This is a genomic window from Sphingobacterium spiritivorum ATCC 33861, assembly GCF_000143765.1.
Lineage (GTDB): Bacteria > Bacteroidota > Bacteroidia > Sphingobacteriales > Sphingobacteriaceae > Sphingobacterium > Sphingobacterium spiritivorum.
Map to the genome: position 1 here is coordinate 301,140 of NZ_GL379776.1, position 6,519 is coordinate 307,658.

Here is a 6,519-nt window from a genome sequence, read left to right on the forward strand (position 1 = left end):
AGAAGAATAACTACAATCCCCAGTTCGTAGGCTGAACTCCCAAAAACATCAGTGATAAAAAACGAAAATAAAAAGTAAAAATAGAATGCCTATTATCCTTGCAGCCAAATTTTCTATTTTTTTTTAAACAAACTCATTTCGAATATTTATCTTCTGTTTCTTTATTTTCTTTAAACCGTTTATATAAATATTGGCAGGCATCATCTTCGTTTGTAAATGTTCTCATTGAATGTTTTTCTCCTCTCTCTTTGTAGTAAGTTTCATACTCTACTGTATAAATTCCTTTTTTAATAGTAAGAGATAGTTTCTCCTCGTCATTGGCAGAACCATAAAGTCCATGTAGATAATATCTATCTTCTGACACTCCCAATTCTTTAAGCTTAATATGCAATTCTTGTAATGTCATTTCCCTAAGTTTTAAAATGGTGAAATAATTCCTCTTTTGATTAAAATATCAGCAACAAGAGACGATTGGAATTGAATACCAAATCCGGTTTGACCTCCAAACATTCTTGGTGACGCCAATGACTTCTGAACTTCAAAAGGTTTTAAAACTTTAAATTGAGTTTAGGGAGATAATTCCTTCTGTTTCTCCTTGCCAACACTTGTCAGCCCACTGGCTGATAAAGACACTTATTATTTCCATATACAGGATTTGGCGATTTCTGTAATCCGCCAGCTGGCGGATAGTAATCATCTCTTAGTAAAACCTCTACTGCATTTGTATTCGGATTCCGGTATTGTAGCTCTGAGAACTTATATACGAACGAAATGCTCGAGCCAGAGGGGCGTTAATAATAATACCATGAATTACCAATTTCTTTTAATGAAGATTGATACTTCTCATTTGAAATAACTTTCCGATCTAGTACATAGACAACAACTGTCCAGTCTGACATATAACAGAGTTTTTTGTAATTACAGTACCTACTGTTTTAGCTGTAGAAAGGAAATCCTTAATACTCTTCACTATATTAAATATATCTCTAGGATTTGCTTTCATCATTCCTGGCGAGGGAGCTATTCCAGTTATTGAGCTATACCCAAGAACTTTTCCTTGTCTATCATAGTGATATCCATCATAATTACCTCCATAAAATGTATACACTGCGTGTTACCAAAACCCCTGAACAGGCTCTCGTTTTGGAGCATCTTTAAATATATCAACTGGCTGTAAACGAACAGTATCAGCCGCAATACCATCAGGATCAATCATCAGGATAGGATTATTGACCCCGTAATTATAGGGAGATAAATCCTCAAACTCATCTGCCATCGGATCCACCACATTCCATCGTCCAATCACTGGATCATCCGCCAATAGGCGGACAGGTGTCATCTGGCTCCATAATCTAACTGGCCACCTAACTCCTCCTGTTTCTCTTTGCCAACACTTGTCAGCCCGCTGGCTGATAAAGATACTTATTATTTCCATATACAGAATTTGGGGATTTATGTAAGCCAAACGGATAGTAATCATCTCTTTGCAGGACCTCTACTGCATTTGTATTCGGGTTCCGGTAGATGGTGGCTCTGACATTGCCCAGGTGATCCGTCAGGTTGTATCGGTAGCTGTATGTGCCATTCGCATTCCGGTAGGCTACGCCTTCTGCTGTGTGGATCAACTCGATTACTCCGTTCTGGTATTCTATACCGCCTGCATAATCCCGCTGTCCCGTGGTGTTAGCTGTTTTACGAAGTTTAGTTCCCCCTGCATCATACAGGTAGGTAATCGTATTTCCTGCTCCTCTCACCTGTTGTGGTAGATTCAGGTGATTGTAGCTCAGATTCATACCCATACGGTCCGTCCTGGCATTCATAATTATAGATTATTATTAACACAAACAAGTACTAACATTTTACAATGCTGCTTGTACAATTAAACTGAATCATTAGTATGGTACCAAAAATCTTCTGCAGAAAAACTCTTCTTGTTAAACCCTAAATCAAAGTCAATAAGATTAAAGTCACCATCTATTTTAAAAATATTTCTCGCCAAATTTGGTGCAGAAATTAATACTGAATCATATTTATCAGATACCATATTTTTCACAACTGTAATAAATTTCTCATCTAAAAAAATTAATGGATATCCACGCCAAATATATGCTATAATATTACTCTCATCCGAGAGAGTCATCCAATTATCTTCATCTTTCCAATAGGAAACACAAAATCTACTCTTTTCAAATAGCTCAACACATTCAAAAAAAAGTAAGTAAGACCACTCACTATTAATTTTCATAACAGACTCCAATTCATCTGTAATATTTATGTTAGCATTAGTTTTATTAATTTCCCTGAGCTCCATGAATTGTTCCTTAAGAATTTCTATATACATTGATAACGTTAGTTGGTTGTCCATTTCCTAGTGTTCCTACATTAGTATTTGTAACCGTTACTTTGGCTTTATTTCCAACCCATGACCCAAGCTCATCTGCCTTTTGTTTTGTGCTGCCTTTAAAACTGCTTGTTCAGGATCTAAAGTTGGATAAAATATGCTTTTACCTTGAACACCTCCCACAACATGTTTTTTCATAGCTTCTTTTGAAACTGTATAAACACCATCTGTCAGATTCCCTTTTGCATCTTTAACAATTTCTCTTGTAACAGCTTTTGTAGTTTCCTTAACAGTCTGCCCCGTTAAAGTAGTTCCAATTTTATATTGACTCAAAAAACCTGCTGTATATAACTCAGCTAAAGAGGTACTGAAATTTCCTAATGAAGCAATATAATTACCATCTGCAAGATTATTCCCACTTTCAGCCGCAGCACCAAGTATAGGTACATGATATGACCATGTTGGCCATCTAAAATTGTTTATTGTTCAATAAATATCGATTATGGGCCCCATTACACTTCTTGTAGTATCCGCAGCCATTCCGGTAGGATCTACCATCAAAATAGGGTTATTTAATCCATAATTAAATGGCGAAACTTTCTCAAATATATCCGCCAACGGATCCACCACATTCCACCGTCCAATCACAGGATCATCCGCCAATAGGCGGACAGGTGTCATCTGGCTTCGTAGTCATAATCCCTTTACTCACCCCACATATTTCCATTCTTTATTATTATCTGACTATTAAAAGACGAATCCCTTTGAAAAGTAATATTATAAGATGTAGGTATCACATATAATTTTTTGTAGGGATTTTTCAATGTATTAGGGCCAGCTCCAATTCCATTATGATAAAATTTGTTATTAAAGTCATTCTTTTTAAATTTAATAATATTAAGATTTTTTTTATTAATTTTTTCCACATAAGGATATTTAATATAAATATTATCTTTATTAATTGGATCAAACACAATGATTAAAGGCACATCTTCTATATCGCACTTGATATAGTCTGTACTGTCTGACAATCGGCTAATACTATCCGTTTTTGAAAACATTACATAAAAATCTCCCTCCATTCTTTTTGATGTTGTTATATATAGATCAGCATCTGGTAAATAAAAAGAAAAATCATTACTTCTTTTCTTTTCCTCTTTTCTCTCACAAGAAGAAAAAAGAAGACTAACTATTGTAATAAGAAATATGGTTCGCATGATTTATTTTCTAAAATAGTTTATAGCTCCTGGTGCAGCCCTAATCCAACGATAGGGTAAGGCTCCTATTCCCCTTCTTGAATCCCTAATCCCTGTTTCCCAACCTAATCGTTGAGCATTTTGTGTACCAGCAGTTTCCACAGATGCTCCTCCCTTTTGTTTAGACTCCAATTTATCAAATGCTTTCCTTGCCCATCCCCACGATACGCCATGTAGTCCGGCGACATATCCTGCACCAATATTTCCAATATCTCTTGCCGACGCGTAAACCTTTTTCTTTGAACTGATTTTTCAGATAAATGACAAAAGCCTACTATTGCGGGCTTTGATTTTGTAACTTCTCTTCGGTTTCAATTATTTTTTGCTTCAACTCTTCTGCGGTATAAAAACCTTTAGGATATTTTATATGATCTTCTTCAAATTCAGAAAATCTATCCGAAACAGTGCTTAATTCCGAAAATGCTTCCTTTTCAATAGCAGTAAGGGTATCAAGGTCAATTTCTAAATCATAAGAATAGTAAAATTCATCACAAAAAACTTTATCGCTAATATTACCTGATAAATACATATCCATTAACTGATATAATCTTCGTTTATCGCTCTTTTCAAACATAGGTTATTATTTTATTGCAGGCAAAGAACCCAACGGCTTTTGAGTATATTTAAAATGCATTATTGTATTAGTCGCTTTGTCGTACAAAACTTCAACATTATATAACTTACCGTTCTTCCACATTTGTGAATAATGCATAAGTGCACTTGTTCCTTGTGGATCTTTAACTTCGGACATTGGGGCTTTTATTATATCATCCATAGTTTGTATTGGAATAGCTCTTGCTTTATCAGTCATTCGACTTGCTGCCTTGCCAGTAAAGTTAAATACTTCTTTTCCCCCCTTAACTGTATTTATTCTTGCTGACAAAGCCTGAAAAGATCCTATTCCAGCTCCAGCTGCAGAAACAATTGCAGGTAGAGCGATAGTTGGATCACTCCATTGTCCCAATGCTTCCTGAAGAACGAAAGAACCAAAACTTCTGGACCCAAACAAGTACTCTATTGCTGCTGCCTGACCTTTCTCTGTTAATCTATTATACCCATAAGCGTTTAATAGATCTCCACTGATTGCTACCCCTAACTCGTCTTTCCAGTTTTCGTTCCAGTTAGGTTCGTCAAGCATTCGCTGACTGTATTCAACACTCTCCAGAAATTCATTTGTTCTATTCCAGGGTACTACAACAACATCATCACTTCCGTCATTAGTATTAAGTAATGTCTCTCCATTTTCACTGACATACCTTGTAAGCCAAGCCCGGCCATCAGGGTCTACTCTACTAATCGGATTATTATCTACATAATTATAAAACGATGATGAGAAGAACTTTTCCGCCAACGGATCCGCTACATTCCATCTTCCTATTACAGGGTCGTAGAACCTTGCTCCGTAGTCTAACTGGCCACCTAATTCTTCCTGTTTCTCTTTCCCATTATAAAGATACTTATTATTTCCATATACAGGACCCGGGGATTTCTGTAAACCAAACGGATAGTAATCATCTCTTTGCAGTACCTCTACTGCATTTGTACTCGGATTCCGGTAGATGGTAGCTCTGACATTGCCCAGGTGGTCCGTCAGGTTGTAGCGGTAGCTGTATGTGCCGTTTGCATTCCGGTAGGCTATTCCTTCTGCGGTATGGATCAGTTCGATTACTCCGTTCTGGTATTCTATACCGCCTGTATAATCCCGTTGTCCCGTGGTGTTAGCTATTTTTCGAAGTTTATTGCCCCCTGCATCATACAGGTAGGTAATCGTGTTCCCTGCTCCTGTCACCTGCCGGGGCAGGTTTAGGTAGTTGTAGCTTAGATTCATTCCCATACGGTCCGTCTTTGCATTGCCGTTTTCATCATAGCTGTAGCTGCCATGGATACCACCGGATACCGTATTCAACCTGTTGCCGGTATAACTGTAGCTGATCCCGGAGCCGTCACGGGTCAATTGGGTGATATTACCCATATCATCGTAGTTCAGTAATTCGGACATGCCCGATGTGGGGCTGCTTCCGTTGGTCAACCGGTTCAGTCGGTCATAACTATATACAAAGTGTTGGTTGAGGGTTGTTGTCTGCCCCCATTGCTGTTCGGAGATATTACCGTTCCATTGTGCAGCTGCTCCTTTGACCGGATCCTGATAACTGAGCTGCTGGCTGAAGTGAGGTGAAGTACTGCTTGTCATCCATCCCCGCTCATTGTATGTGTAATTTGTGGTATTGACCGGGTTATTCCCCTGCTGATCTGCGCCTACTGTCTTTGTCTTGAGCTGACCGATTTCATTGTAACTGTTGGCCAGTAAGGTGACTTCCGGTTGACTGTTGAGCTGTTGTCTGCTGTTGACCAGACGGCCTGTATGATCGTATTCATTGGTGGTGGTGATAGTAGTGGTTTGTCCGTTAACGGTATGTCTGCGGGTGCTGCTTTCCAGTTCTCCGGTGAAGCTGTAGCTGTTGTCGGTGATATCTGTACCACCGATATGGTTCTGACTCTTGCTCTGGATTATTCTGCCATAGTCGTCATAATAGTGGGTGGTCAGCAGCATAGTACCTGTGCCCAGGGTGGTGGTTTTAGTGCCGGTCAATAAGGTCTTGACCCGTGCTCCGGAAGCCTGATTTCCTGTCGGAGCGCCAAAGCTGTTCTCCGGAAAGTCATACCGGTCATAGTAGTTGATGGTATGGTAATAGGCAATATTCGTCGGAAAGACAGCATTGGTATAGCCCTGGTCTGTGGTTGTCGGGTTTTCCCAGAGCCGGCCTGCTGTCTGGCCATTGCTGTTGATCTGAGCGGTAAGCGCTGCTGCACTCTCTGTGCTGGTATAGATACCAGTCATAATCACCCGGCCGAATGCATCGTATTTGCTGAACAGCCATTCTCCGGCTGCTCTGCGGTTGGCATCACGGCTCAGTACTACCT

9 protein-coding genes are annotated in these 6,519 nt (G+C 39.1%); all 9 read right to left on the reverse strand.

Translation table 11 applies throughout. The features are described from left to right. Positions 1-133: 133 nt before the first annotated feature. Positions 134-406, reverse strand: coding sequence for a hypothetical protein (locus HMPREF0766_RS20285; protein ID WP_003001588.1), 273 nt, complete (start codon positions 404-406; stop codon positions 134-136). A 708-nt stretch (positions 407-1,114) separates the two neighbouring features. Further along, a complete protein-coding gene (locus HMPREF0766_RS22635; protein WP_003001590.1) occupies positions 1,115-1,339 on the reverse strand; it encodes a hypothetical protein in 225 nt (74 codons plus the stop codon). A 58-nt stretch (positions 1,340-1,397) separates the two neighbouring features. Further along, a complete protein-coding gene (locus HMPREF0766_RS20295; protein WP_003001592.1) occupies positions 1,398-1,820 on the reverse strand; it encodes a hypothetical protein in 423 nt (140 codons plus the stop codon). Between the two features lie 59 nt (positions 1,821-1,879). Continuing rightward, on the reverse strand, positions 1,880-2,365 hold the full coding sequence (locus HMPREF0766_RS20300; RefSeq protein ID WP_003001595.1) for a hypothetical protein: 486 nt from the start codon (positions 2,363-2,365) through the stop codon (positions 1,880-1,882). A 33-nt stretch (positions 2,366-2,398) separates the two neighbouring features. After that, positions 2,399-2,674: a hypothetical protein gene (locus HMPREF0766_RS20305; RefSeq protein ID WP_003001597.1), complete on the reverse strand. Its 276-nt coding sequence runs from the start codon at positions 2,672-2,674 to the stop codon at positions 2,399-2,401. A gap of 153 nt (positions 2,675-2,827) precedes the next feature. Next, on the reverse strand, positions 2,828-3,022 hold the full coding sequence (locus tag HMPREF0766_RS20310) for a hypothetical protein (RefSeq protein WP_003001598.1): 195 nt from the start codon (positions 3,020-3,022) through the stop codon (positions 2,828-2,830). A 23-nt stretch (positions 3,023-3,045) separates the two neighbouring features. Continuing rightward, positions 3,046-3,558 (reverse strand): hypothetical protein, encoded by a 513-nt coding sequence (locus tag HMPREF0766_RS20315; RefSeq protein ID WP_003001600.1) that lies wholly within the window; start codon positions 3,556-3,558, stop codon positions 3,046-3,048. Positions 3,559-3,871: 313 nt separating this feature from the next. Next, positions 3,872-4,171: a hypothetical protein gene (locus HMPREF0766_RS20320; protein WP_003001604.1), complete on the reverse strand. Its 300-nt coding sequence runs from the start codon at positions 4,169-4,171 to the stop codon at positions 3,872-3,874. A gap of 6 nt (positions 4,172-4,177) precedes the next feature. Beyond that, a partial coding sequence (locus HMPREF0766_RS20325) for an RHS repeat domain-containing protein (RefSeq protein ID WP_003001607.1) occupies positions 4,178-6,519 on the reverse strand: 2,342 nt, incomplete at its 5' end.